The sequence below is a fragment of the Blautia sp. OF03-15BH genome (assembly GCF_003463065.1).
Classification (GTDB): Bacteria; Bacillota; Clostridia; order Lachnospirales; family Lachnospiraceae; genus Limivivens.
The window spans coordinates 416,874-442,708 of the sequence record NZ_QSCM01000001.1 but is presented as its reverse complement, the minus strand read 5'-3'; the positions used below and the strand labels follow the sequence as shown (position 1 = coordinate 442,708).

23 protein-coding genes and 1 riboswitch are annotated in these 25,835 nt (G+C 44.0%); of the genes, 15 read left to right on the top strand and 8 right to left on the bottom strand.

The annotated features are described in order from the left end of the window. Positions 1 to 9: 9 nt before the first annotated feature. The gene (locus DXA57_RS02020) at positions 10 to 822 is read left to right on the top strand and encodes an alpha/beta hydrolase (protein WP_117764220.1); all 813 of its coding nucleotides are present in this window, start codon (positions 10 to 12) and stop codon (positions 820 to 822) included. Between the two features lie 71 nt (positions 823 to 893). Here the strand turns inward: DXA57_RS02020 and asnA are convergent, their stop codons facing one another. Continuing rightward, a complete protein-coding gene (asnA, locus tag DXA57_RS02015) occupies positions 894 to 1,904 on the bottom strand; it encodes an aspartate--ammonia ligase (protein WP_117764219.1) in 1,011 nt (336 codons plus the stop codon). Positions 1,905 to 2,164: 260 nt separating this feature from the next. Here asnA and nrdD point away from each other — a divergent pair, with 260 nt between their 5' ends. Both nrdD and DXA57_RS02005 read left to right on the top strand, forming a co-directional pair. Beyond that, positions 2,165 to 4,297, top strand: a complete 2,133-nt coding sequence (nrdD, locus tag DXA57_RS02010) for an anaerobic ribonucleoside-triphosphate reductase (RefSeq protein ID WP_117764218.1) — start codon at positions 2,165 to 2,167, stop codon at positions 4,295 to 4,297. Positions 4,298 to 4,387: 90 nt separating this feature from the next. Beyond that, positions 4,388 to 5,257: an amidohydrolase family protein gene (locus DXA57_RS02005; RefSeq protein WP_117764217.1), complete on the top strand. Its 870-nt coding sequence runs from the start codon at positions 4,388 to 4,390 to the stop codon at positions 5,255 to 5,257. Between the two features lie 22 nt (positions 5,258 to 5,279). Here the strand turns inward: DXA57_RS02005 and DXA57_RS02000 are convergent, their stop codons facing one another. The 6 genes from DXA57_RS02000 to DXA57_RS01975 form a co-directional block, all read right to left on the bottom strand. Continuing rightward, positions 5,280 to 6,794, bottom strand: a complete 1,515-nt coding sequence (locus tag DXA57_RS02000) for a polysaccharide deacetylase (RefSeq protein ID WP_117764216.1) — start codon at positions 6,792 to 6,794, stop codon at positions 5,280 to 5,282. A 180-nt stretch (positions 6,795 to 6,974) separates the two neighbouring features. Next, on the bottom strand, positions 6,975 to 8,219 hold the full coding sequence (locus DXA57_RS01995; protein ID WP_117764215.1) for a hypothetical protein: 1,245 nt from the start codon (positions 8,217 to 8,219) through the stop codon (positions 6,975 to 6,977). Positions 8,220 to 8,225: 6 nt separating this feature from the next. Further along, entirely contained in the window at positions 8,226 to 8,696 is a 471-nt protein-coding gene (locus tag DXA57_RS01990; RefSeq protein WP_117764214.1) for an RNA polymerase sigma factor, read from the bottom strand. Positions 8,697 to 9,054: 358 nt separating this feature from the next. Further along, complete coding sequence (locus tag DXA57_RS01985) at positions 9,055 to 9,348, bottom strand: YerC/YecD family TrpR-related protein (RefSeq protein WP_117764213.1); 294 nt, start codon at positions 9,346 to 9,348, stop codon at positions 9,055 to 9,057. 112 nt (positions 9,349 to 9,460) lie between these two features. Then, positions 9,461 to 10,183 (bottom strand): phosphatase, encoded by a 723-nt coding sequence (locus tag DXA57_RS01980; RefSeq protein ID WP_117764212.1) that lies wholly within the window; start codon positions 10,181 to 10,183, stop codon positions 9,461 to 9,463. A gap of 125 nt (positions 10,184 to 10,308) precedes the next feature. Then, the gene (locus DXA57_RS01975) at positions 10,309 to 11,310 is read right to left on the bottom strand and encodes an ABC transporter substrate-binding protein (RefSeq protein WP_117764211.1); all 1,002 of its coding nucleotides are present in this window, start codon (positions 11,308 to 11,310) and stop codon (positions 10,309 to 10,311) included. A gap of 147 nt (positions 11,311 to 11,457) precedes the next feature. Between DXA57_RS01975 and DXA57_RS01970 the strand changes: the two genes are divergently transcribed. Next, the gene (locus DXA57_RS01970) at positions 11,458 to 11,823 is read left to right on the top strand and encodes an ACT domain-containing protein (RefSeq protein ID WP_117764210.1); all 366 of its coding nucleotides are present in this window, start codon (positions 11,458 to 11,460) and stop codon (positions 11,821 to 11,823) included. 51 nt (positions 11,824 to 11,874) lie between these two features. Further along, positions 11,875 to 12,678 carry an MBL fold metallo-hydrolase gene (locus DXA57_RS01965; protein WP_117764209.1) on the top strand — a complete coding sequence of 268 codons (804 nt, stop codon included), beginning with the start codon at positions 11,875 to 11,877 and terminating at the stop codon, positions 12,676 to 12,678. A 54-nt stretch (positions 12,679 to 12,732) separates the two neighbouring features. Here DXA57_RS01965 and DXA57_RS01960 read toward each other — a convergent pair whose 3' ends face one another. Then, positions 12,733 to 13,320 (bottom strand): DUF1836 domain-containing protein, encoded by a 588-nt coding sequence (locus DXA57_RS01960; protein ID WP_117764404.1) that lies wholly within the window; start codon positions 13,318 to 13,320, stop codon positions 12,733 to 12,735. A 188-nt stretch (positions 13,321 to 13,508) separates the two neighbouring features. Here DXA57_RS01960 and pcrA point away from each other — a divergent pair, with 188 nt between their 5' ends. From pcrA to DXA57_RS01910, 10 genes are all read left to right on the top strand, one after another. Beyond that, on the top strand, positions 13,509 to 15,725 hold the full coding sequence (pcrA, locus tag DXA57_RS01955; protein WP_117764208.1) for a DNA helicase PcrA: 2,217 nt from the start codon (positions 13,509 to 13,511) through the stop codon (positions 15,723 to 15,725). Between the two features lie 111 nt (positions 15,726 to 15,836). After that, positions 15,837 to 16,103: a hypothetical protein gene (locus tag DXA57_RS01950; protein WP_117764403.1), complete on the top strand. Its 267-nt coding sequence runs from the start codon at positions 15,837 to 15,839 to the stop codon at positions 16,101 to 16,103. Positions 16,104 to 16,180: 77 nt separating this feature from the next. Beyond that, a complete protein-coding gene (gene rlmD, locus DXA57_RS01945; protein WP_199612653.1) occupies positions 16,181 to 17,536 on the top strand; it encodes a 23S rRNA (uracil(1939)-C(5))-methyltransferase RlmD in 1,356 nt (451 codons plus the stop codon). Positions 17,537 to 17,813: 277 nt separating this feature from the next. Further along, complete coding sequence (locus DXA57_RS01940; protein ID WP_008120506.1) at positions 17,814 to 18,503, top strand: response regulator transcription factor; 690 nt, start codon at positions 17,814 to 17,816, stop codon at positions 18,501 to 18,503. After that, positions 18,479 to 19,744 carry a sensor histidine kinase gene (locus DXA57_RS01935; protein ID WP_117764207.1) on the top strand — a complete coding sequence of 422 codons (1,266 nt, stop codon included), beginning with the start codon at positions 18,479 to 18,481 and terminating at the stop codon, positions 19,742 to 19,744. Before DXA57_RS01940 ends, DXA57_RS01935 begins: the two co-directional genes overlap by 25 nt. Before the next feature lie 136 nt (positions 19,745 to 19,880). Continuing rightward, positions 19,881 to 20,555, top strand: a complete 675-nt coding sequence (locus DXA57_RS01930) for an ABC transporter ATP-binding protein (RefSeq protein WP_117764206.1) — start codon at positions 19,881 to 19,883, stop codon at positions 20,553 to 20,555. Further along, on the top strand, positions 20,552 to 22,996 hold the full coding sequence (locus tag DXA57_RS01925; protein WP_117764205.1) for an ABC transporter permease: 2,445 nt from the start codon (positions 20,552 to 20,554) through the stop codon (positions 22,994 to 22,996). The genes DXA57_RS01930 and DXA57_RS01925 overlap by 4 nt, the downstream gene beginning before the upstream one ends. 211 nt (positions 22,997 to 23,207) lie before the next feature. Further along, complete coding sequence (locus tag DXA57_RS01920) at positions 23,208 to 24,245, top strand: helix-turn-helix domain-containing protein (protein ID WP_117764204.1); 1,038 nt, start codon at positions 23,208 to 23,210, stop codon at positions 24,243 to 24,245. A gap of 458 nt (positions 24,246 to 24,703) precedes the next feature. Then, positions 24,704 to 24,931, top strand: coding sequence for a hypothetical protein (locus DXA57_RS01915; RefSeq protein ID WP_117764203.1), 228 nt, complete (start codon positions 24,704 to 24,706; stop codon positions 24,929 to 24,931). A 28-nt stretch (positions 24,932 to 24,959) separates the two neighbouring features. Further along, positions 24,960 to 25,388: a hypothetical protein gene (locus DXA57_RS01910; RefSeq protein WP_117764202.1), complete on the top strand. Its 429-nt coding sequence runs from the start codon at positions 24,960 to 24,962 to the stop codon at positions 25,386 to 25,388. 321 nt (positions 25,389 to 25,709) lie between these two features. Continuing rightward, positions 25,710 to 25,802, top strand: a riboswitch (cyclic di-GMP riboswitch). Positions 25,803 to 25,835 lie beyond the last annotated feature (33 nt).

Below are 25,835 nucleotides of genomic sequence, written 5' to 3'. Positions count from 1 at the left end.
GAGGAAATCATGAATTATCAGGTAATGGACATCAAAGCAGAAACGTATGAAGAGCCTGCAAAACTATATCTCTATCTTCAGGAAAAATCTCCGGAGATCGCTATTGACAAAAGACCGTTGATCTTTATCTGCCCCGGCGGTGCGTATGCAATGACCTCTGACCGTGAGGCAGAAGCTGTTGCCCTGCAGTTTCTGGCAGCCGGTTTTCATGCGGCAGTCCTTCGTTACAGTGTGGCTCCGGCCCGTTATCCGACGGCACTTCTTCAGGTGGCAGCCGGTTTTAAATATTTAAGAGAGCATGCGAAGGAATTCCATATTGATGCGGACAAGATCGTGATACAGGGCGCTTCCGCAGGCGGACATCTGGCAGCTTCCTATGGTGTTTTCTGGAAGAAAAAGACCTTTTTGGCAGAGATGCTTCATACCACTCCGGAACTGTTAAAGCCAAACGGCATGATGTTGAGCTATCCGGTCATCACTTCCGGACCAAAAGCCCACAGAGGTTCTTTTGAAAATCTTCTTGGTGATCGTTATGAAGAACTGATCGAGGAAATGTCACTGGAAAATCAGGTAGATGCGGACACACCGCCTGCATTCCTGTGGCATACGACAGAAGATGACTGTGTACCGGTAGAGAATTCTCTGCTGTTCTATCAGGCACTTCATGATCAGGGGATTTCTGTGGAAATGCACATTTATCCTCATGGTCCCCATGGACTGGGGCTTGCAAATGAGCTGACTGCTGGCGGGGACGGTTTTGGGATCCAGCCGGAGTGTGCGACCTGGATCGAGCATGCCAAGACCTGGATGAAAAAGCTCTGATGGATGTTCTGCCTGTCAAAAGATAAAAAAGCTGCGGTGTCAGGAAACTGACAGACCGCAGCTTTTTTGCTTTACAGAAGCTCGATGCCGTGTTCAGCGGCAGCTTTGGTTTCTTCTTCGGGCCAGAGAGAAGCCTGTACCTCGCCGATATGGGCTTTTCTGAGGTAGAACATACAGATACGGGACTGACCGATTCCGCCACCGATCGTGTAGGGCAGCTCTTTGTTCAGAATGGCCTTCTGGAAAGGAAGCTCTGCCCGCTCCGGACAGCCGGCAAGCTCCAGCTGCTTTTTCAGGGAATCCTCATCCACACGGATACCCATGGAGGAAAGCTCCAGGGCGATATCGAGAACGGGATAGTAAACGATGATGTCACCGTTTAAGGACCAGTCATCATAGTCCGGTGCACGGCCGTCATGGGGAAGACCGGATTTCAGCTTTCCGCCGATCTGCATGATGAAGACGGCACCTTTCAATTTGGCAATCTTATATTCACGTTCCTTGGGCGTACAGTCCGGATACCTGTCTTCCAGCTCCTGGGAGGTGATGAAGAAGATATTTTTCGGCAGGATCTCTTCGATGTAATCATATTCGATGGCCATATATTTCTCGGTTTTTTTCAGGGCCTGATAGACTTCCTGGACCACCTGCTTTAAGGTATCCACTGTGCGGTCTTCCTTGGTGATGATTTTCTCCCAGTCCCACTGGTCTACATAAATGGAATGGATATTATCGGTCTCTTCATCCCTGCGGATGGCGTTCATGTCGGTGTAAAGACCTTCTCCATAAGAAAAACCGTATTTTTTCAGCGCATAACGTTTCCATTTGGCAAGAGAATGAACGATCTCGGCATTGGAGCCTTTTATGCCCCGGATATCAAAGCTTACCGGACGTTCTACGCCGTTCAGGTTATCGTTCAGACCGGAAGAAGGCTCAACAAAAAGGGGAGCCGTCACACGTAAGAGGTTCAGCCGCTCGGTGAGTGCACGCTGGAAAAAATCTTTTACGGTTTTGATGGCAACCTGGGTATCGTGAAGATTCAGATCGGAATGGTAGTTTTCAGGATAAATGGATTTGCTCATAAAATCCCTCCTTTGTTTTCTTTTTCAAAGGTAGAGACGGCAGCATACTTGCGTTCGCTGACGTTCTGAACCGCTACAGTACATGTTAGCATACCAGGAAAAAGGTGTAAACCGGAAATTTCAAAATCGTCGAGATGTTTTTTTAAAAAAACCCTCTTTACGATAGAGGGTTTTTGTTATATGATATAGAAGACTGTTCAAGAATTAGTGTAAAATATACTTGAAATACACAAGATATAGTAGAATTGAAGGAGATTGCCATGTACGTTATCAAGAAAGACGGCACAAAAGAAGAATTTAATGTGGACAAGATCATTGCCGCTGTGAATAAGTCTGCCAGCCGTATCATGTACCGTTTTACAGAGAAGGAGATATCTTTTATCTGTGAGTATGCCAAGGAGAAGGCAAAGGAGAGAAGTGAGGACGGCATCACGATCCCGGAGATGCACAATATCGTGGAGGGTGCGCTTGATCAGGTAAATCCTTCCGTGGCCAAAAGTTATCGGGATTACCGGAACTATAAGCAAGACTTTATCCATATGATGGATGAGGTTTACACAAAGAGCCAGTCGATCCGCTACATTGGCGACAAAAGCAATGCAAACACGGACAGTGCGCTGGTGGCGACTAAGAGAAGTCTGATCTTCAATGAGCTGAACAAGGAGCTTTACCGCAAGTTTTTCATGAACCGGGATGAGCTTCAGGCATGCAAGGACGGTTATATTTATATCCATGACCAGTCTGCGCGGCTGGATACCATGAACTGCTGTCTGTTTGATATCGGAAATGTGTTAAGCGGTGGCTTTGAGATGGGAAACGTCTGGTATAATGAGCCCAAGACGCTGGACACGGCCTTTGATGTGATGGGAGATATCATTCTAAGTACAGCAGCACAGCAGTACGGAGGCTTTACCGTGCCGGAGGCGGATAAGGTTCTGGCTCCTTATGCGGAGAAAAGCTATCAGAAATATAAGGAAGAGTTCCTGAAATACGCAGATCCGTCCTGGCAGGGAACAAAGGAAAAGGCAGAACAGTATGCCATGGATAAGGTGAAAAGAGACTTTGACCAGGGCTGGCAGGGGATCGAGTACAAGCTCAATACCGTTGGTTCTTCCAGAGGAGACTATCCCTTTGTCACAGTGACCATCGGTCTGGGTACGGAGCGTTTTGAGAAAATGGCTTCCGTCACACTTTTGAATGTGCACATGGGAGGCCAGGGAAAACCCGGAAATAAGAAGCCTGTACTTTTCCCAAAGATCGTTTTCCTGTATGATGAAAATATCCATGGACCCGGAAAATGTTGTGAGGATGTTTTTGAAGCCGGTGTGGCCTGTTCGTCCAAGACCATGTATCCGGACTGGCTGTCCATGAGTGGAAAAGGTTACATTTCCAGTATGTATAAAAGATACAAAAAGGTTATCAGCCCCATGGGCTGCCGTGCATTTCTAAGCCCCTGGTATGAGCGTGGCGGCATGCATCCGGCAGATGACGAGGACAAGCCCGTATTTGTGGGACGTTTCAACATCGGTGCAGTGAGCCTGCATCTGCCCATGATCCTGGCAAAATCCCGTTCCGAAAGCAGGGATTTCTACGAGGTGCTGGATTATTATCTGGAAATGATCCGGAATCTCCATAAAAGGACCTATGATTATCTTGGAAATATGAAAGCGTCCACCAATCCGCTGGCTTACTGTGAGGGAGGCTTCTACGGCGGTCATTTAAAACCCGGAGACCGGATCAAACCCCTGCTGAAGCCTATGACTGCTTCCTTTGGCATTACCGCATTAAATGAACTGCAGGAGCTCTATAATGGCAGATCGATCGCCGAGGACGGAGAGTTTGCGCTGGAAGTACTGGAATATATCAACAAAAAAGTCAATGAATTCAAGGAAGCAGACGGCTGGCTTTATGCCATCTACGGAACACCGGCTGAGAGTCTGTGCGGCCTTCAGGTAGAGCAGTTCCGTAAAATGTACGGTATCGTGGAGAATGTTTCCGACCGTCCCTATGTGAGCAACAGTTTTCACTGTCATGTGACGGAAGATTTGACTCCCATTGAAAAACAGGATCTGGAGGGACGTTTCTGGGAGCTTTGCAATGGAGGAAAGATCCAGTATGTCCGTTATCCGATCGATTATAACATTGAAGCGATCAAGAGTCTGATCCGCAGAGCCATGTATCTCGGATATTACGAGGGTGTCAACCTATCCCTGGCATATTGTGATGACTGTGGCCATCAGGAGCTGGAGATGGATGTATGTCCGGTCTGCGGTTCAAGCAACCTGACGAAGATCGACCGGATGAACGGCTATCTTTCCTACAGCCGTGTGCATGGAGATACCCGTCTGAATGAAGCTAAAATGGCAGAGATCGCAGAGCGGAAATCAATGTAAATATTTTGAAACAGGCAGACTTTGTGCTGCCTGTTTCTTTGGTGAAAATATCTGCAGAAAAGGATAAGAAAAGCGAAAGAAGGAAGGAACATGTTTGGAGAAGGCCATGCGCATCTTTTTATGAACGGCTATGATTACCGGAAGGCAGTAGAAACGCATAAAGGCCATATACGCGAAGATATTCTCCGGGGCTATCTGGAAGAATACCGGAAAAGAGGGATTACATTTATCAGAGACGGAGGAGATAATCTGGGCGTTTCTTCTTTTGTGAAAAATATAGCGGCAGAATACGGCATCGATTACCGGACACCGGTTTTTGCCATCCACAAAAATGGACACTATGGCTCTATTGTAGGAAAAGGCTTTGATAGCGTGAAAGAATATGAAAACCTGGTGCGGGAAGCAAAGAGACAGGGAGCCGATTTCATCAAACTTATGGTCTCCGGTCTGGTGGATTTTTCAAAATACGGAGTGATCACGTCCACGCCTCTTTCCCGGGATGAGATGAAAGAACTGTTTCAGTTCGCCCACGAGGAAGGCATGGCAGTCATGGTCCATGCCAATGGAGCTGAAACTGTCCGGAATGCGGCGGAGTGTGGAGCAGACAGCATAGAACATGGCCGCTATGTGGATAAAGAGGCCATAGAAGCCATGGCGGAGGCACATACGATCTGGGTGCCGACGGTAGTGACGGTAAGGAACCTGATCGGCTGCGGGCGGTTTCCGGATGAGATCGTCCGGAAAATTTATGAGACAGACTGCAGGAATATCAGGCTTGGAAAAGAAAAAGGAGTGACACTGGCACTTGGAAGTGATGCAGGAGCCTACATGGTGCCGCACGGAAAAGGGCTGGAGGATGAATACCGGACGTTTCAGGATATTTTCGGGGAATCTGAAGAATGGAATGAGTACCTTGAAAGAGGAGAAAAAGAGCTCAGAGAACGCTTTTTGCGTTCCTGAGCTTTTTTGTTGGCTTTCCGGATCAGGATTGTCCGTGGGCGACAACCGGAGTCGGACGGCGCTGGTCAAAGACTTCGGAAGCCTTGAACATGTTGTCCAGAACGGTGGTCTGACCAGTACTTGCCTTGTAAAGCATGTAACCGTCCAGGTCAATGCGGCCCTGACGGACATAATGCTCGCGGATCTGTACCCAGTAAGGCTGGGAACCGTCTACGTTGCAGAAGAAGTTGTAACCGACACTCTTGAAATACTGATATTTTTCGTTGCTGTCGCTGTAGTCGTGCCAGTCGCCGATATCGTTCCCATGGGCAAAAATAATGGTATCGACGGGACCGACGATGTTCTGCACATTGGCAACCCATTTTTCGTTGTCATTTTTCAGACCTTCTACACTTTTATCCGTAACGCTTAAGTGGCCCCAGGTATGGCTTGCAAATTCCCAGCCTTCTTCCTTTAAGGCATCAGCGATCACGGTTGCCTCCTGGATTTCCGTCTGACGGTTAAAATCAGGATGTTCTTCCAGCCATTTGGCCTGGTCTTCCTGGAGATTGGTTTTTGTTTCATAATCAGAGTCTGTCCGGTAACCGAAGACACCGTTATATCCGGTAAGAGCGATCAGCCCCCGTGCTCCCTTGTAAGCACCGTCCGGATGCGCCTTCAGGAACGTATTAAGCCGGGGGACCACATCGAAATCGCCGACTTCCTCGGTGCCGTCAGCCGTGACATAATGACATTTCACATCGCCGTTTTCATCCAGGATCAGTTTGTCCGGATAACCGGCTTTCTGATAGGAGTGATAATAGCTCAGGTCGTCAACGGAAAGTACGACGGCCTTCTTGTCCGGAGGAAGCATCAGATTCTGATTGGGGGAAAAGGTGACATTGCCGTTTTCATCTGTGGTTTCCGTCACCAGATCACGAAGCCGGACGAAGACATAACCGTTGTCATACATCGCCTGTGTGATTTTGTCAAATTCTTCTACGGTGGTCATCCAGGCGTTCATGCCATCCACCTGACTCTGACCGAGAACGGAAACATCAAAAGCTCTGGTCGTATCATTGAGGAGAGAATGGTAGAAGATGTGAGGAACGGTTGTCACATCCACAGCGACACAGGAAGCTTTTGTGGTCTCAAATTCCTGGATCGCGGCCATGATCTCAGCGTTGGACTCATAGGATGCTGTGTTTTTCAAAAGTGCAATGGCTCCGTCGTAATCGTAACCGGCAGCCATAAGCCGGGCCTGTTTCAGAAGTTCCTCCGAAGCATCTGCTGAAGTCTCGGATTCCGTTTCCGTCTCCACGGAGGAACTTTTTTCCGGTGCCTCTGTGTCTGCACTGGCAGTCAGATCCTTGTTTTTTGGATTCTTGCCGGCGTCACCGGAAGGTGAAAAAATACGCCAGGCAGCCGTGCAGGAAAGTGCCAGGATCACAAGTAAAATGGCCAGAATGATGCCCTTCATCATCATTACCTGACGGCGTCTTTTTTTCTGGAGTGCACGGCGGCGTGCGGCCCTGCGCTCGTAATCGGATGGATTCATAATTTATAGCCCCCTTTGGATGAATGTGGAATGACGGAGTTCATCTGCTCCGACAGAAAATTCCAATACCTTCAGTATAATGTCATTTTATGCCGTTGTCCAGAAAATACCACACAATTTTTCTGAACGCAGAATCCCCCTTTCCACGTTTTAAGAACGGGGAAGGGGGATCACATGGGATCAGAGAACATAGGTGGTAGTGTTGATGATACATGGGAGCCGGGGGCTGCTTTCTTCCGGCTCTTTGCTTTTTCCAAAAAGGTTTCCGAGTATGGAACCGGTCCGTGAAGTCAGAGATGAACCGATGGAAACACAGTCTTTTGCAACAGAGATCACTGCACTTTTCTGTTCTTCTGTACAACTGATGTTTACGCAGTCGGAAAAATGGAGATAATTCAGAATCTCTTCCGGTGTAAGGTCGGGGTCGATTTTAACCTTTACACAGTCTGTACAGGAAATACCGTCTGTAGAGTGAGAGAGAAGACTTCGATCGATCGTAACAGAAAGGCGGTCTTTAAAAATCTGACCACGCAGGATCTTCAGATTTTTGTAAACGGGTCCGGTGGCAAGAAAAGCATCTTTTTGTTCAGCAGACAGAGCAACGCTTCCGTTGATGTATGGATTTATCAGTCTGGAGATCAGGGGCGTGGAATCGCGGTTCAGAGTTAGATTTCCGTTTACATAAAAAGAAGGACCGTATTTTTTGAAAAAAGCCTCATCCAGTACCGCGTCTTCTTCCACATAAGTGCCGTTATCAGGCAGGATCACAAGATCAGCAGTGTCTTTGTTCTCCAGGAGCTCCAGAACGAGTTCCAGATCCTTGTCATGGAGAAGAACTCTTTGACAGGAAAAACGAACCTGTTTTTCCAAAAGTGTAGAAAGTTCCAGTTGTGGATCCAGAAGGACCAGAAGCTTTGGAGTAAAATAAAGAGCTTCCTTTCGGACAGTCCGGTGAAAATAGCGATTGGGAAAAAATACCGATTTTGTCAGAACACAAGAATCCGGATAAGAAATCAGTTTGCCATTGATTTCCGCATTTCCAAGAGAAGAAGAAAGGCTTTCCGGACAGTAAACGGTACCGTTCACGATGATCTTGACATAAGAAGCAAGGACAGAAGCAGCAACCGGATGAATGGTCAGTTTTCCATTTACGATAAGGATCGTGGGCTGAGCCGGCTGATTGTCCGCCATTAGTTCATAAGTCCCATTGTATGTGGAAATGACAGGATCTTCCGTTCTTTTCCAGTCAATAACAGTAGCAGAATTTAAAGTGATCGGATAACGAGCAAAAAGCTGACGGCTTCTGTCACTGCTTAAAAGGACTCCTGTGTTTATGGAGAGAGACTGATAAGATGCAAGCGTTTCTTCGGTTACGTTTCTGGCATCGCAAATGGAACAATTGACGATAAGATCCTGTTTATCCATAATGGTTTAATCCTCCAATTCTTTCTTTAAATGATGGCGTGCAGAAGAGAGCCTGGCACGGACAGCGCCGGGAGAAAGCGAAAAAAGCTTTCCAAGTTCTGTGGAATTATAGCCCTCGATATAGCGCAGAATAAAAAGTACACGTTCTTCTTCCGGCAGGCGGCGGAGCAGTTCCTGCGTGATAACAGAATCGTATGCGGAAGGAAAAACTTCATCAGCAGTTTCTGGAAGTTCATCCATCACTGCTTCATAGGCAGCATGCCGTGTACGGTCAATAAAGAGGTTTTTGACAACCTGATAAAGCCAGGCACGGCATTGGGAAACGGTCATAGTCTGGAGCATAGCTTCATGATTCATAGCTTTCCAGAAGGCTTCCTGCACCAGATCCTCCGCAGTGGAACGATCCTGTGTCATAGTGCTGCACCAACGGATCAGTTCATCCCGGTAATCCCGGTAAAGCGCTTCGAGCATGGTCATAAAGTGTCCTTTCTATAAAAAACGATTCTTGTTTTCTGTTTGTCCGAAAGCGGAATAAAAATAAAAAAGATTCCTGGAAACAGAAAGTATGTCTGACTCATGTTTTCTGAGAATAATAGCATAATGTGAAGGTCGGAAAAAGCTTCCGAGCTGTGACGCAAGGGATTTTTTATCTGTTTTCATAATAAGCCTCCAAAAAAATTCTTTGACAGAGAGTATTTTTGGAGAAAAGGTACCATTTCTTCCTCTGTTTTTTGTTTTCACTTATATAACGAATGAAGAAGGGGAAGTGTTGGAAATTTTTTAAAATAAAAATTGCCGCATGGAAATCCATACGGCAGTTTTGGTGAAACTCTTTTTATTCTTTGTCTTTCGTGCGTTCAAAAACCATTGCATAGCCATCGTTTCCATAATTCAGAGAACGGTTTACACGACTGATCGTAGCGGTGGATGCACCGGTTTTCTCTGCGATCTCCAGATAAGTTTTTCCTTCCTGGAGCATTTTTGCTACTTCAAATCTCTGTGAAAGTGAGAGTAATTCGTTGATCGTGCAGACATCTCCAAAGAACAGATAGCATTCTTCACGATCTTTCAGGCTCAGTACTGCATCAAATAAATCATTTACTTCTTTTGTTCTTACGTTTTTGCTCATGTTACCCCTATAATCTCCTTTTGCTGCGTCTTTCCGCAGGAATACAGAAAACGCCTTCTCTTTTCATATATTATATTTTAACACATCACAGAAGTGATGTAAAGTGAGGTTTTTAAACGCACTTTCTGTTGATATATTTCTGGTATTCCGCAACGGAACGGTTGACAATGAGTTCCTCCGGAAAATCCAGTTCTTCCAGAAGGATCCGGACGAAAGTGTGGTTTCCTACATCCTCCTGAGTGTGGGCATCGCTTCCAAGAATAATGGGTGCACCGTATTTTTTACAGTATTCCAGCATTTCGATGTCATTTGGAAGTGGATCCTGTCGGGCTCCCAGTGGATGGAGCGAGTTGTTGTTCAATTCAAGGAGTACCCCCTGCTCTTTGGCAGAACGGACAACTGCTTCATAATCCAACGGGAAACGGCTGTCATCCGGATGCCCGAGGATATTCACATAAGAGTTCTCCATAGCTTTGATGACGGCCCTGGTATTCCCGGCCTTTCCGGCATCCTTCTGCATACAGGGCGTGTGAAGGCTGGCAATGATAACATCCATCTGCTTCAGCAAGTAGTCATCCATGTCGAGGCGCCCTTCCGTGTCCAGAATATTGACTTCGGCACCGTGGCGGATTTCGATTCCGTACATGGTTCTGGGAAGAATCCGCATGTTCATGAAATAGTATTCATGACAGGTTCCCGGCATGGCCATGGCATGCTCGGTGATCCCCAGAAGCTCCAGCCCCTTGTCAGCCGCTGCCTGTGCCATTTCATGAAGCGTACTGTAGGCGTGGCCGCTGGCTGTCGTGTGGGTGTGTGAATCCAAAATGTCTTTCATAAGTTTCATACCTTCTCTTTTTGATCCTGTGGGCAATGAGTCAGTGATCAATACCCCATCAGGAACCTTGTTTCTGTAAAGCCATTATAAACAAAATAGGAGAAAAAGTAAAGTTCTGTCAGTCATTATTTCTGTTTTTCTGTATATTTTGTGGTTACCAGTTTTTCATAGGGAACCTTTTCTTTCAGCTCACCGGCATCGAGCAAAAGCTCCTGAAGAAGCTCAAAGCTTTCCTTTTCAAAATTCAGATCACTTTTCCAGGTATCCTGTTCTGCATAACGTCTGACGATGCGGGTGATCACATCCAGTTCTGTTTCCTGAAACTGGGGTTGAATGGTTTTTGCAATTTCCTCCGGTGTGTGGGTATTTACATAGACCATTCCTTTTTTCAGGGCGTTGACAAAATGCTGAACGGTTTCTTCCTGCTCTTTCAGGTAACTTTCACGGGCACAATAGGCAGTGTAGGGGATGTAGCCGGATTCCACACCGAGAGAAGCCACCACATAGCCTTTTCCTTCTTTTTCGAGAGAAGTGGCACCCGGTTCGAATTCTACCGTAAAATCACCTGCCCCGCCGGAAAAAGCAGCAGCTGTGGATCCAAAATCGATGCTCTGATCAATGGAAAGATCTTTTTCCGGATCCAGATTTTTTTGTTTGAGAATATACTCAAACACCATTTCCGGCATGCCGCCCTTTCGTCCACCAAGTACCTTCTTTCCTTTCAGATCATCCCAGGTAAAAGCAGGCATTTCTTCGCGGGCAACGAGAAAATTACCGGCCCGCTGAGTCAGCTGTGCGAAATTAATGACGTAATCGGAAGCCCCCTGGCTGTAGGCATAGATGGAAGCTTCACTTCCCATAAAGCCGATATCGGCTTCACCGGACACCACGGCAGTTAACGTTTTGTCGGCTCCAAAGCCCGTAACGAGAGTGAGATCTATGCCCTCTTCTTTAAAATATCCCAATTCAATGGCTGCATATTGCGGTGCATAAAAAATGGAGTGGGCTACCTCGTTTAATGTGACTCTGGCAGCCTCCTCCGTGTTTTCTTTTTTTCCACAGCCACTGGTGAGAAGCATGGCTGCGGCAAGAAGAGCAGCAGCAATTTTTTTCCAGCTTTTTTTCATAAAAACCTCCCTGATCTTGATACTGTCAGAGTATGCAGACAGAGAGAAAAAGGTGAAGAATGGAAGGGATTGACAGGCGGTATTCAGAGGGAATAAAATTATAATGATGCTAAAAATGCTGTAAAAACAAAAGGAGAGATCTTGATCATGAAAATCAAAAAAATAGAGTATGATTTTTCAGTCTGCAAAGTGGCAGATTATTCCGAAGTAAATGCAGAGACAGAATACTGCTTTACGGGAAAAACGGATGAAGAAAACTCACTGGTATGCTTTACGTCAGACGTGCCATCCAATACATTGGAGCGGGATGACGGCTGGAAGGTCTGCTGCATTCAGGGAATCCTGGATTTTTCCATGGTTGGCATTCTTTCTGAAATCGTGGAAATCCTGACAGAAAACAAGATCAGCATGCGTGTTGTTTCTACTTTTCATACGGACTACATACTGATAAAAAAAGAAAATTATGAAAAAGCGCTTGAACTTCTGGATGCGGAAGGGTATAAAATTGTGTGATAAGACCGGTTGACGCAAGACGGAATTTTTATAGGTAACGGAGGAAAAGAGATGAAGCTGACAATACTTGGAACAGGAAATGCAGCAGTGACGGAGTGTTACAATACCTGCTTTGTGCTCAGTGAAAATGACGGATATTTTATGGTAGATGGTGGTGGAGGCAACGGGATTCTGCATCAGCTGAAGCATGCAGCGATCGACTGGAAGCAGATAAGGAACATCTTTGTCACACATAAACATCTGGATCATATCATGGGAATCGTCTGGATGATCCGTATGATCTGTCAGAACATCAGCCGTGGTCAGTATGAAGGGGATGCGGTGATCTATGCCCATGAGGAAGTGATCGGTCTTCTGCGCAGCATGGCAGAAAACCTGCTGCAGAAAAAAGAAGCCGCATTTCTTGACAAACGTCTGCATCTTGTCACCGTTCAGGACGGAGAGTCAAAAGAAATCCTGGGGAAAAAAGTGACTTTTTTTGATATTCATTCTACCAAGGCCAAACAGTTCGGTTTTTCTATGGAACTGAGCGGAGGGAAGAAACTGACCTGCTGCGGAGATGAGCCCTACAACGAATGTGAGGAGAAATACGCACGAAACAGCACCTGGCTTTTTCATGAAGCCTTCTGTCTCTATTCGCAGGCAGATATTTTCAAACCCTATGAAAAACATCATTCTACCGTAAAAGATGCCTGTGAACTGGCAGAAAGCCTCGGAGTGGAAAATCTTCTGCTATATCATACGGAGGACCGGAATATCACAGAACGCAAAAAACTTTATCTGGAAGAAGGCAGACAATACTACAGCGGAAATTTATATGTGCCGAAAGATCTGGAAGAGTGGAAGCTGGACTGAATCAGAAACTCCCTGATCTTCCTATGACCATCATAGGAGTCAGGGAGTTTTACGTCAGGAATTCAGAGAATCAACAAGTTTTTCGATGAGTGTTTTCTTCATGTAAGTATCAAAAGCAAGGATACAGATGAAGGAGAAAAGCTGGAGAAATTCCCGGTCTTCTTCCGGTGCACCTTTGAAGGTCTCTTTGGAGACGGCATATTTTTCTTCCATATCCTTCTGAAGCTTCTCAAGCTCACCCTTTTCCAGGCTGAAAACCTCTTTATAGACTTCTTCCATGCCGAAATCTTTGTCATTTTTAAAATACTTTTCCGTCAGCGGTTTTAAGAGTGCCTGGATATCGGTAATGGAAAGAAGATTTTTGAAGTAGTAAATGAAGATCAGGACCAGCATATGCTCACGGGAATATTTCTTTTTGGTGGGCGGTGGGAGCAGATCATTTTTCGCATAATTATTGATCATGGTTTTGGTCAGGATCTTGTCTCCAGGATGGCGCCTGGTCTTTTTCAGGTGCTCTTCCATAAACGTGGTCACCTGATCCATATAGAGATCAATATTCGGGATATCCTCCGGACGGATATAATCCAGACCGGAAAAAGTATCAAAAATGCTTTTCAGCATGTCAGATGTATCGACTGTCATAGAATTCACCTCGGATTTCTTTTTCATAAACCCATTATCTGGTTTTTAAAACCAGATGTCAAGAGTTTTTTTGAGTTTTGTTGGAAGGTGGATGACAGAACGGCAGTTTTGCGATATAATAAACGCTGGCAAAAAAGCTCCGGCCAGAAAGAGGTACGGAGTTAGGATAATTGAGAGAGGAAGAATACATGAGTATCTACGATACATTAAATGAACAGCAGAAAGATGCTGTACTGCACACGGAAGGACCGGTGCTTATTCTGGCAGGAGCCGGTTCAGGAAAGACAAGAGTGCTGACGCACAGGATCGCATATCTGATTGAAGAGAAAGGCGTAAATCCATGGAATATCATGGCGATCACTTTCACCAATAAAGCGGCGGGAGAGATGCGCGAACGAGTGGATAAGCTGGTTGGTTTTGGTTCGGAGAGCATCTGGGTATCCACGTTCCATTCCTCCTGTGTACGGATCCTCAGGCGTTACATTGACCGTCTGGGCTATGACACTAATTTTGTGATCTATGATGCAGATGATCAGAAGAGTGTGATGAAAGACGTTTGCAAGCGTCTGTGTGTGGATACAAAGACATACAAAGAAAAAGCACTTCTGGCAGCCATTTCCAAGGCAAAGGATGAACTCATCGGGCCGGAGCAGTACGAACTGGATCACCGCGGGGATATGAACGGAGAACGGATCGCTGCTATTTATAAGGAATATCAGAAGGTATTAAGACATAACAATGCCGTGGATTTTGATGATCTGATCTGTCTGACAGTAGAACTTTTCAAAAATCATCCGGATGTCCTGGAGGGATATCAGGAACGTCTGCGTTATATCATGGTAGATGAGTATCAGGATACCAATACCGCACAGTTTATGCTGGTGAGCCTTCTGGCTTCCAAATATAAAAATCTTTGCGTGGTAGGAGACGACGATCAGTCTATCTATAAATTCCGCGGGGCCAATATCGCAAATATCCTGAATTTTGAACATGTTTTCCCGGGAGCTTATACCGTAAAACTGGAGCAGAATTACCGCTCCACCCAGAACATCCTGAATGTGGCCAATGCCGTGATCAAGAATAACCAGAGCCGGAAGGTCAAGAGTCTCTGGACGGATAATCCGGAGGGTACACCCATCAAGCTCCGCCAGTTTACTACCGGTTACGAGGAAGCGGATTATGTGGTAAGAAACATTGAAAAGCGGATCTCGACCGGGGAATTTCATTATAAAGACTGTGCGATCCTGTACCGGACGAACGCTCAGTCCCGTATGTTTGAGGAAAAACTGCTCATGGCTAGCATTCCCTACCGGATCATCGGCGGCGTCAATTTCTATGCCAGAAAAGAGATCAAGGATCTTCTGGCATATCTGAAAACTGTGGATAATGCAAGAGATGACCTGGCGGTACGGCGTATCATCAATGTTCCCAAACGCGGAATCGGAGCAACGACTCTGAACCGGGTGCAGGAATATGCGGGAGAACATGGAATCAGTTTTTATGAGGCATTGAAAGGTGCTTCCGCGATCCCTTCTCTTGGAAGGAGCTATATGAAGGTAGAACCCTTTGTGACCTTTATCCAGACCTTAAAGAGTAAGGTGGAACACGTTTCTGTAAAAGAACTCCTGGAAGAGATTATTGAAGAAACCGGTTATATGCGGGAACTTCGCGCAGAAGCAACGGATGAAGCCTTGTCCCGTCTGGAAAATATTGATGAGTTGATCTCCAAAGTGGCTGCCTATGAGGAAAATACAGAGAATCCCACTTTAAGTGGATTCCTGGCTGATGTGGCTCTGGTGGCAGATATTGATTCCATGGATGATAGTGACGATCACGTAACTCTGATGACGCTTCACAGTGCCAAGGGGCTGGAATTTCCAAATGTTTATATGGCCGGTATGGAAGATGGTATTTTCCCGAGTTATATGACCGTTTCTTCCGAAGACCCTTCCGATCTGGAAGAGGAACGTCGTCTTTGCTATGTGGGGATCACCCGTGCAATGAAGCAGCTGACCCTGACCTGTGCCCGCCAGCGAATGGCCAGAGGTGAGATTCAGTATAACCGGATGTCCCGTTTTATCAAGGAAATCCCGGATGAGTATCTGAGCATCGGTCAGCCGGCAAAGCCGAAGACAGAGGTAAATCAGCCGACTAAGAGGAAAATGGCTTATCAAGATGCAAAAAATGCTTTCAAGAGCAAGGCACTGGATCCGAAACAGTTCAAGGTAGAAAAGGCAGGAAGCCTGGACTATACGGTAGGGGACAGCGTAAAACACATTAAATTCGGTGTGGGGATCGTGGAAGCGATCACAGACGGCGGCAGAGACTTTGAAGTAACGGTAAATTTTGACAAATACGGTGTGAAAAAAATGTTTGCCGGTTTTGCAAAACTGAAGAAAATTTAGAAAAACGTTATAGTATTATCAGTCGAAAAGTGATATACTACTCGTGAGAGTAAAAGCGGCAGTGGAGTTTTCCATTATGTCTGTGAAAAGGAGCGAAAGGACGTGGCGAATATGAACAGCAGATTAGAAGAATTATTAAACAGTCTTCAGAAGAAAGAAGAAGAGAAGCCAAAGAACGTGGTTCTCTGGATCCTGGCAGTGATCGGTGCCGTGGCAGCCGTAGCAGCCATTGCATATGCAGTATATCGTTATTTTACTCCGGATTATCTGGAAGATTTCGATGACGATTTTGATGATGATTTCGATGACTATTTCGATGACGAAGAAGAAGACAAGAAGTCTGAAGAGAAGGACGAGGAAGCTTCTGAGGAAGAATAATATCCGGAAAAGAGAAAAAAAGGCAGATGTCTGTCAGACAGGCACCTGCCTTTTTTATGAAAGAGAAAGGTAAACAGATGAAAAAAGGTGAAATTTTAGAAGGTGTTGTAAAGGATGTCCGTTTCCCGAATAAAGGAATCCTGGAGATCGAAGGTGCACCGGTGATCGTAAAAAATGCAGTTCCGGGTCAGAAAATCCGTTTTTCTGTGACAAAAGCCCGTTCGGGGCGTGGAGAAGGCCGTCTTCTGGAAGTGCTGGAGAAAGCACCAGGAGAGATCGAACCGGCTTGCCCGCATTTTCAGGATTGTGGAGGCTGTACTTACCAGAATCTGCCTTATGAGCAGCAGCTTGCCATGAAGCGCATGGAGGTGGAACGCCTTCTGCGGGAGGTATGTCCGGAACTGAATTTTGAAGGGATCAAGGGAAGCCCAAGAGAAAAAGAATACCGCAACAAGATGGAGTTTTCCTTTGGAGATGCTTATAAAGATGGACCGCTGGCTCTTGGCATGCATAAAAGAGGAAGCTTTTATGATATCGTAACGGTGGATCAGTGCCAGATCGTAGATGAGGATTTCCGGAAAATTCTTACGACAGTATTGGATTTTGCGGCAAAAACAGGTTTTCCATATTATCATAAGCTTCGTCATACTGGCTTTTGGCGTCATCTGCTTGTCCGGAAAGGCTTAAAAACGGGAGAAGTCCTGGTAGCAGTGGTGACGAGTTCTCAGGCGCAGGTAAATATGATGGAACTGGCAGAACACCTCAAGGCTCTTGATCTGGAGGGTTCTCTGGTCGGTGTGCTTCATATCATCAATGACAGCCTGGCAGATGTGGTTCAGTGTGATGAGAGCCGCATTCTTTTGGGACGGGATTTCCTCTATGAAGAACTGCTGGGGCTTCGTTTTAAGATTTCTCCGTTTTCCTTCTTCCAGACCAATTCCTTTGGGGCGGAGGTGCTTTATGAGACAGCCAGAGCCTATGTGGGAGAAACGAAAGATAAGGTGATCTATGATCTTTACAGCGGTACCGGTACGATCGCACAGATCCTGGCCCCTGTGGCCAAAAAAGTGGTCGGTGTGGAGATCGTAGAGGAAGCGGTAGAGGCTGCAAAGGTGAATGCGGGACTGAATCAGCTGGACAATTGTGATTTTCATGCCGGAGATGTGCTGAAGGTCATTGATGAACTTTCTGAAGTTCCGGATCTCATCGTCCTGGATCCGCCCAGAGACGGTATCAATCCCAAAGCCCTTGAAAAAATCATCCGCTTCGGAGTGGAACGTATGGTATATATTTCCTGTAAACCTACCAGCCTCGCAAGAGACCTGGTCACACTTCAAAGCAGCGGTTATCAGGTGGAAAAATGCTGCTGTATTGATCTTTTTCCGTCAACTTATCATGTGGAGACGGTTGTTCTTTTGTCCCAACTGAAATAAAAGCCGGCATGAAGGTTTCCAATCTGTATATCTCACAGGTAAAGAGAAAATGCAGAATTGAGGTTGGAAAGAATTTGCGCGTTGCAACGAGGAGAATGGACTGCTTGCAGGGCAATTCGACGACTGCCGCGACAGACTTGGAACTTGTTCCAAGTCCTAATTTACCTAAAAATGAAGATAGCAGACAACCGCAGTGTTCAGAAGATAAAGAGAGTGCAATTGTGGAGGCATTGAAGCATTTTAAGATGAATAGTTAATAAAGAAAGGTGCAGATGCTATGCCAGGTATACTCGTGGTTGAAGATGATGAAAATTTAAATCGTGGAATTACATTCTCGCTGAAAAAATCCGGATATGAGGTTTTTTCAGCAGAATCAGTGAAAAAAGCGAAAAGAATTGCAAGTGATAATAATGTGGATGTTACCATTTGTGATGTGAATCTTCCGGATGGGAATGGACTGGAATTTGTAAGGTGGATGAGATGCAATTATAATACATACATTATTTGTCTTACAGCACTAGATCAGGAGATGGATCAGGTCATGGGATATGAAGCAGGGGCAGATGATTATATTACAAAGCCGTTTAGTCTTTCGGTACTTCTTTTGAAAATAGAAGCACATTTCCGCCGCAGACAGGAGAAAACGGAAGCCGGAAAGATGATTTCGGGAGATATCGTATTTATCGCAGGAGAAATGAAAGTCCTGATAAAGAGCCGTGAAATCAGTCTGACAAAAACGGAGTTGAAAATGCTGACTTTTTTTCTTCAGAATCCGAAACAGATTCTTTCAAAAACACAAATATTGGAAAATGTGTTTGATCTGGAAGGGGATTTTGTGGATGAAAATACAATCGCTGTCAATATCAGAAGACTCCGTGAGAAAATCGAAGACAATCCGGCTGCACCGGTCTATATAAAGAATATCAGAGGTCTTGGGTATATATGGAATCAGGAGGTAAGGCAGTGACAAAGAGATATCGCAAGAAGATCACAGAAGTGCTCTCCTTGGTTTTGCCTGTCATAGTATTGTTTGCAATATTAAATTGCTTTACCACATATGTGTTTTATGAAGATTATAAATATAAAATGAATCTTATGACAGAGATTGCTGCAAAGGAAGAATTTTCCGGGCTGGATGCTGCTTCGGAATTGCTTAAGGATAAGGATATTGAAACGAATGAACAGGGAAGGCGATTATTGGAGCAATATGGATACTGGGGGAATAAAGGGAATGCATTTTATTCGCAATTCCGGCATCAGGTTATGGTGACCGGTGCTGTAAGCACTGTGATATGCGTGCTTCTTTTGACTTTTTTACTTTATTGGAAGAAAAAAGAAGATGCGTGTCATCAGAAAATTTTAGACCAGTTGGAAGAAATTCTGATCAGATTCCGTGAAAATAAATTTGATGATTTACTGAAAACGGAAAATCATGCAGAACTGGAAAAATTGAATGACCAGCTTGAAGCAATCGGACATCATATTCAGTTGATAAAGGAAGAAGCAAGGGCAGAAAAGGAGAACACGAAAGAAATGGTTTCTGATATTTCTCACCAGTTAAAGACACCGGTTGCAGCTTTGGATACATGTTTTAGTGTGCTGATGCAGAATGACTTAAGTGCCACAGAACAGGAGGAGTTTCGTATCCGTTGTCGGAGTGCTCTGGATGGACTGGAGACATTATTGCAGTCGCTTCTTGAAATATCCAAGATGGAAACTGGACTGATTCAGATTAATAAGAAAAAACTTCCGCTTATGGATACTGTCATATCTGCTGTGAACCGCACTTATCCTAAAGCGGATGAGAAAGAAATGGAATTCGTTTTTGACTATGAAAAAGAGCTGGAAACATGCATGGTTATGCAGGATAAAAGGTGGCTTGGTGAAGCTGTGATCAACGTTCTGGATAATGCAATCAAGTACAGTCCGTGTGGTTCAAAAATATTTATCCGGTTACAAAAAAGAAACGATCTTGTAAGAATGGAAATTGAGGATCAGGGAATTGGTATTCCGCAGAATGAGTATCACAAAATTTTTCAACGATTTTACAGAGGAAGTTCCAAGGAGGTCATGGAAAAGAGTGGTACAGGAATCGGACTTTTTCTATCGAGAGAAATTATCGAAAAACACGCAGGTACGATTACGGTAACCTCCGGCAAAAAGAAAAAAGGAAGCACGTTTGTGATTCAATTACCATATGTTGGTTAAATTTTAAGTGGGCAGAAATCTTACAATTCTGTAAGATTTCTGCTCGTTTTTTGAAAGTGAAATGAAAGATTGTCCTGATATAATTTGGATGTAGGTTGAAAAGGTACGCTTTACAGAATTGAAAAGGAGGCAACACATGAGTGTGATATTAGAAACCAAGCAGCTTTGTAAGTTTTATGGCGCAGGTGAGAATCAGGTCAAAGCGGTCAATCAGGTGGACATTCAGATTGAGCAGGGAGAATTTGTCGCAATTGTTGGAAAGTCAGGTTCCGGTAAAAGTACATTACTTCATATGCTTGGAGGGCTAGACACCCCGACAAAAGGCAGTGTTACTTTAGCCGGGAAAGATTTATACAGGATGAAGGAAGATGCCCTTGCTGTTTTCCGCAGAAGAAAAATCGGATTTGTTTTTCAGGCATTTAATCTGGTTTCATCTGTTAATGTCTGGGAAAATATTGTACTGCCACTGGGGCTGGATGGAAGAAAAGTGGATGAAGCGTATGTAAATGATATCATTGCAACTTTGGGGATTGAAAACCGGATTTATAATCTGCCAAATCAGTTATCCGGAGGACAGCAGCAGAGAGTAGCAATTGCAAGAGCACTGGTGAATCGTCCGGAAATTATATTTGCAGATGAGCCGACAGGAAATCTTGATTCTAAGACCAGTGATGAGGTAATCGCCCTGCTTAAGATGACAGCAAAAAAATATGGACAGACAATTGTAATGATTACCCATGATGACGAAATTGCACAGGTCGCTGATCGTATTCTGGTAATTGAGGATGGACGGGTGGTGGATTTTAGATGAAGACAATAAGCAGGATTGCATATAGCAATGACAAAAAGAACAAGACAAGAAGCATACTGATTATGATGTCCATATGTCTGACTACGATGCTGCTTGTGATTATCAGTACTGTGGGAAATGGAATGATCCGTTTACAGAAAAGTCAGGCGGCAGGCTCATATGGAAGCAATTATGGTTTGTTTGTCGCAGCAGACGGATCGCAGTTAAAAGAAGTAAACCGCCGTGCGGAAATAGATGCAATAGGAATTATGTGTACAGAAGGCATAATTAAAGGCAACGAAAACGGTGGTTTTGTCTGCATGGATGAGACTGCAAGAAAAATGCTTCCCTATAATAAGGAATATGAGTTAAAGGAAGGAAAGTATCCGGGGGGAACGCAGGAAATTGTCGCAGGAAGAGCATTTTTTCGTGCAATGGGGTATGATGATGTAAAGGTCGGAGATACGGTTACACTGGATTACCGCGCAGGGATGCAGTCAGAATATAAGCCGGAAGAATTTGTTGTCAGCGGAATCCTATATGATCGGGATGAGTATACCATCGAGGCATCTTATGTTGCTTTCGGGTCACAGGAGTTTTATGATGAGCACGTCGCAGAGAATGACAGACAGTATAATATTTATTTTACTTTAAATGATTCTGCAAATGTATCTATGAATAATATTGATTCGGTTATAAAGCAGATTGCAGCAGCTTGTGGGATCGAAGAAAAAAACGTTATAGTCAATGATCTCTATTTGCAATGGGTCTTGCAGCCGAATTATGAAACGATTGCGGTATGTGGAATGCTGATTCTTGCAATTGTACTTTTCTCTGTTGTGGTCATTTATAATATTTTTCAGGTCGGTATTGCCAACAAGATACAGGAGTATGGAAAAATCAAGGCTCTGGGAGCGACAAAAAAGCAGATGAAACAACTGATCTTCAGAGAGGGCATTTTTTTGACATTTTTTTCAATACCAGTTGGATTGCTTTTTGGCTTTCTGATTGCAAAATGCGGTTTTAACTGGCTGGTAGAACAGGGGAACCTTGTATCAACCGGAACTGGCTCTATGGGAGTTCAAAATCAGCAGGTGCCTCTGTTTTCCCTGCCTGTTATGCTTCTCTGTATTTTCGTATCATTTCTTACCGTTGCTTTGGCACTGCGTAAACCAATGAAAATTGTTTCACGGATTTCACCTATCGAAGCAACACGGTATTTAGAAAATGCAGAAACACAAAAAAAAGGAAAACGAAATGGCAGAAAAAATGTCACCGTGTTTTCTATGGCAATGGCAAATGTAACGGGTAATCCCAAAAGAACTATTGGTACTATCCTCACAATGGGTTTTTCTTGCGTATTGTTTGTGATTATCTCTAATTATGTGGGAAATATTGACACGGAGCATGAAGCACGTCTTTCCGTTAATCATGGACAATTTGAACTGCAGCTTGACTATTCTGCTGAGTATGATGAAAGATATCCGGAGAATAATCTGGATACGATTCTGACGGATGATCCATTGAATGATTCGCTGATTGAAGAAATCAAAAGCATTCCGGGAGTAACAGATGTCATGACGAGAGAGATTGTCTCTGTAAATCTGAACGGAACAAGATTTCCGGCTGATATTGTGAGTAAAAAGGATTTTGATTCTATGCGCCAAGAAGGGGATATTGGCTCTATGGACTATGATCAGGCGGTAAAGAATGGTGATATTTTTTTTGGCTGGTCAACGTGGATGGAACAAGATGGATATGCTCCGGGTGAATCCATTGCATTTGACTTTGAGAATGGAAGTGGAACCTATACCTATCAGGGAAAGATTGCAGGATCTTTTGTGAGTGCGGACACTTATCTTGTCATTCCGGAAGGTGTATATCGTTCCATGAATCCGAGAGGAACAGCCTATGGCTATCTGTGGGTGGACTGTGATAAAAAAGATGTGGCATCTGTAGAACAAAGTCTGAATACTTTGATTTCTAATACTTCGCATATAAAAATGGATACTTATCATGCGCAGTTACAATCTGCCGAATTTGCAAGCAGCATGATGAAGCTTGGCTGTTATCTGTTTATGGCTATTGTAGGACTCATCGGGTTTATGAATATGGCGAATACCATGATCATGAATATTACGACAAAAAAGCAGGAATATGGTATATTACAGGCTGTGGGTATGACAAATAAACAATTAAATTTATGCTTGCAGTTACAGGGACTGATGTTTACGGTTGGTACCATATGCGTAGCTTTGATCATTGGTCTGCCGCTCGGCTATGCACTTTTTTCCTATGCAAAACATAATGGAATATTTGGAATGAATATCTATCATGTTCCAATCGTACCAATTTTTATTATGATTTTTTTGGTCGGTCTGTTGCAGATTGTACTTTCCTGCGTTTTAAGCAGTAATCTGAAAAAGGAAACGCTGGTAGAAAGAATAAGGTATCAGGGATAGCAAGTAATATGTAATGAACTAGGTCTTAACGAAGAGGAGAAATAGGTAACTTCCATTTTGTATGTATGATAAATCTAAACAGTATTTTAGCAACATTTCCTACTGGTTAATTAAATTGAATAGAAATTAAACACTGTTCAATTGTGCAATCTATATGAATCTGATATGCTGAGTATACAAAAGCTTTTGAATTTTTTAGGAGATGAAGCAAATGGATATAGGCGTTGTTATAAAAAAATATAGAAAAGAAGCTGGTATGACGCAGGAGGAGATGGCAAACAGATTAGGCGTGACGACACCGGCTGTAAACAAATGGGAGAATAGTAATTCCAAGCCGGATATTGAACTGCTGGCACCAATTGCAAGACTGCTTGATATTTCACTTGATACATTACTTTCTTTTCATGAAAAACTTTCAGATACTGAAATCGAAGAAATTATCAGGAAGATGGACAGGATGTTTTCAGAAGAAGGCTATGAAAAGACTTATGAATGGGCATTGAGACTTATAAAGGAATATCCGAATTGTAACATGCTTATCTGGCAGACTGCGGTAATGCTTGATGCAAGAAGAATAACGGATAAATGCACGAATCCGGAAAAATATGATAAGCAGATTAACGCATGGTATGAGCTGGCACTACATGATGAGAATGAAGAGATACAGCATCATGCAGCAGATTCCTTATTTGGATTTTATTTACGTAAGAAGGATTACACCAAGGCAGAAAAATATCTGGACTATTTTTCAGAATACGATCCTATGAAAAGTTATTATCAGGGAAGATTACTCCAGAAGCAGGGAAAAATCAAAGAAGCATATGAAAAATATGAAAATATTATTTTTTCCGGCTTTAGTACACTTAATTTTGTTCTTTCCACAATGGCGGGACTGGCATTGCGGGAAAATGATATCGGTTATGCGAGATTTTTGTCAGGGAAGGTACAGGCGGTTGCACATACATTGGAAATGGGAAAATATAATGAGTATTCGCCAATGCTTGATATTGTATGTGCAGGGAAAGATGTAGAGGGAACATATAAGGTGGTAAAACATCTTCTTGATAATGTGGGTACTATGTATGATTTTAGAAAGTCCGGTTTATATAAGCATATGAAGTTCAGAGATATTGATGAAGCTATATTAGATGGTGTAAAAGAAAAACTTCTTGAAGGATTCAGAAATGAGGAAGAATTCGGCTACATGGCAGGATATGAACCGTGGGAGAAATTAATTTTTGACAGATAAGTTTTTTGAAAACTGTCGTTTGGTAAAATCTATTCCATTTTTAAAAGCCTTGCGATAAAATATGTTCTGTGAGACGGTTTGTTGTCTTCGCAGAATGTGAGAAAATGCATCAGTAGTTTTTATTCAATAGCATAAAAGCCGAGAGGACACTTTTTTTCAGAACTTCTGGAAGGTGAGTGTCCTTTTCTTTTAACGGAAGGCAAAAAAGATGGGACTTTCTGGAGGTTGAATGTCCGCTTTACGATATCTATTGACATTCGATCCGCCTGGTGGTAATATAAGTCCAATCCAATACGAGGGAGTAGCCAAACATCTGAAAAGATGAGGTTTGAAATCGACAGCCGATGCTGATGAGGCATCCGTATCAAATGAGAAGGCAAGACTTATATTGTGACAGTGGTCATGATATAGGTCTTTTTTTATCTCAGAAAAACGTCAGTAGAAAGGGAGAGATGAATATGCTGACATTATTATTTTCTGTATGGTTGTTGTATGTAACGTGGAAACTGGCCGTTTTTGCGATCAGAGCAGGCTGGGGGATCTTCAAAATCCTGTTGTCCGTTGTGTTCCTGCCTGTTATGATCGTGATTCTTCTGATCGTAGGTATGATACAGCTGACGATGCCATTATTAGTGATCATCGGTATTTGTACCGTAGTGAAAGAGCTGTTTGGAAAAAGAATGTAACAGATATAAAGACGGAAGAGGAAAAACAATGAATGACAGATATGATTACAATTATGAAAAAGAAAGAAGAGAAGCCATAGAGGCTGGACAAAGGGCACTAAACAGTCTTCGTGCAGCACAGAAAGAGCTGGAAAGTGCCAGAAACTGGGGGCTGGTGGATCTGTTTGGAGGCGGTTTCATATCTTCTATGCTGAAACAGGGAAAGATGAACACTGCGCAGAATCATATGGAGCAGGCAAGGTATGATCTGCAAAACTTCAGTAAGGAACTGCGGGATGTGGAACGAGGTGTGGATCTTCATATCAATACAGCGGATTTCCTGACATTTGCAGACTGGTTCTTTGACGGGTTTGCGGTAGACTGGCTGGTACAGAATAGAATCAATCGGGCGAGAGAACAAGTGGGAGAGGCAATAAGAAGAGTGGAAAGAATCCTTTCTGCACTGGAACTGAAATGATGGACTTATATCATTCGAAGAATGCAGCGAGAGCGCATGTAATGCGTTGGGCGCTGAGTCCCGGTGGGACTCGTTTGGCACCGACCAGATTTTGAACGCAGATAAGCATTCTCCCGCTTCAAGTGCGCGGAGCACTAAGCGGCGGGTGAGGGAGGATGCTTATGTCAGTGGGAGTTGAAAGCTCCCACTGACAGATCGCGAAGCGACTGCGTTCATGAGCAAGTAGCGAAGCGGATTGCGAATGTCCGCTTTACTGTCCGCTTTACTGTCCTGAACAGTTACGAATTTTTATAGACATAACAAAGGGGGAAGCGTATAATATATATTTGTGGGCAAATCAGATGAAAATCTGAGACGCAAAGCCAAAGGAGCTAAAGTTAGACAGATATCTGACCATGCCAGCCGGTTGCCATTTTGAAGGTACTGAACAATTACGATAAATGTTAG